This is a genomic window from Nonomuraea sp. CX421 (assembly GCF_059358955.1).
Genome location: NZ_JCADBK010000056.1, coordinates 1 through 1,579 on the forward strand (window position 1 = coordinate 1; position 1,579 = coordinate 1,579).

Here is a 1,579-nt window from a genome sequence, read left to right on the forward strand (position 1 = left end):
AGAAGTCCATGTCGCCGCCGCCGGGCATGGCGGGAGCGGCAGGGGTCTTCTCGGGCTTCTCGGCGATGACGGCCTCGGTGGTGAGGAAGAGCGCCGCGATGGAGGCGGCGTTCTGCAGCGCGGAGCGCGTCACCTTGGCCGGGTCGATGATGCCCGCCTCGAACATGTTGACGTACTCGCCGCTGGCCGCGTTGAGGCCCTCGCCCGGCGTGAGGTGGCGAACCTTCTCCACCACGACGCCGCCCTCGAGGCCGGCGTTGACGGCGATCTGCTTCAGCGGCTCCTCAAGGGCCTTGCGCACGATCGCGGCGCCGGTGGCCTCGTCGCCCGACAGCTCCAGCTTGTCGAACGCCTTGGCGCCGGCCTGCAGCAGCGCCACGCCACCGCCGGGGACGATGCCCTCCTCGACGGCCGCCTTCGCGTTGCGCACGGCGTCCTCGATGCGGTGCTTGCGCTCCTTGAGCTCGACCTCGGTCGCGGCGCCGGCCTTGATGACGGCCACGCCGCCGGCCAGCTTGGCCAGCCGCTCCTGGAGCTTCTCGCGGTCGTAGTCGGAGTCGGTGCGCTCGATCTCGGCGCGGATCTCGTTGACCCGGCCCGCGATGGCGTCGGGGTCACCGGCGCCGTCGACGATCGTGGTCTCGTCCTTGGTGACGACCACCTTGCGGGCGCGGCCGAGCTGGTCGAGCGTGGCGCTCTCCAGCTTGAGACCGATCTCCTCGGCGATGACCTGACCACCGGTCAGGATCGCGATGTCACCCAGCATGGCCTTACGACGGTCACCGAAGCCCGGAGCCTTGACGGCCACGGAGCGGAACAGGCCGCGGATCTTGTTGACCACCAGGGTCGCCAGGGCCTCGCCCTCGACGTCCTCGGCGATGATCAGCAGCGGCTTGCCCGCCTGCACGACCTTGTCGAGCAGCGGCAGCAGGTCCTTGTTGGCCGAGATCTTGGAGTTGACGACGAGGATGTACGGGTCCTCGAGCACCGCCTCCATGCGGTCGGAGTCGGTCACGAAGTACATCGACGTCATGCCCTTGTCGAAGCGCATGCCCTCGGTGAGCTCGAGCTCCAGGCCGAAGGTGTTGCTCTCCTCGACGGTGATGACGCCTTCCTTGCCGACCTTGTCCATCGCCTCGGCGATGAGCGCCCCGATCTCGGGGTCGGCGGCGGAGATGGAGGCGGTGGAGGCGATCTGCTCCTTGGTCTCCACGTCCTTGGCCAGCTTGGACAGCTCCTCGCTGACCCGCTCGACGGCGGACTCGATGCCCTTCTTCAGCGACATCGGGTTGGCGCCGGCGGCGACGTTGCGCAGGCCCTCACGGACCAGCGCCTGGGCCAGCACGGTGGCGGTCGTGGTGCCGTCGCCCGCCACGTCGTCGGTCTTCTTGGCGACTTCCTTGACCAGCTCGGCGCCGATCTTCTCCCACGGGTCCTCGAGCTCGATCTCCTTGGCGATGGAGACACCATCGTTGGTGATCGTGGGAGCGCCCCACTTCTTCTCCAGCACGACGTTGCGGCCCTTGGGCCCCAGGGTCACCTTGACGGCGTCGGCGAGCTGGTTCATACCGCGCTCGAG

The 1,579-nt window shown here is 68.7% G+C and carries 1 protein-coding gene; it reads right to left on the minus strand.

All coding sequences use genetic code 11. From position 1 onward, the window contains the following. The coding region (gene groL / locus AC5L3X_RS39100; RefSeq protein WP_494863840.1) for a chaperonin GroEL at positions 1 to 1,579 on the minus strand (1,579 nt) is incomplete at both ends.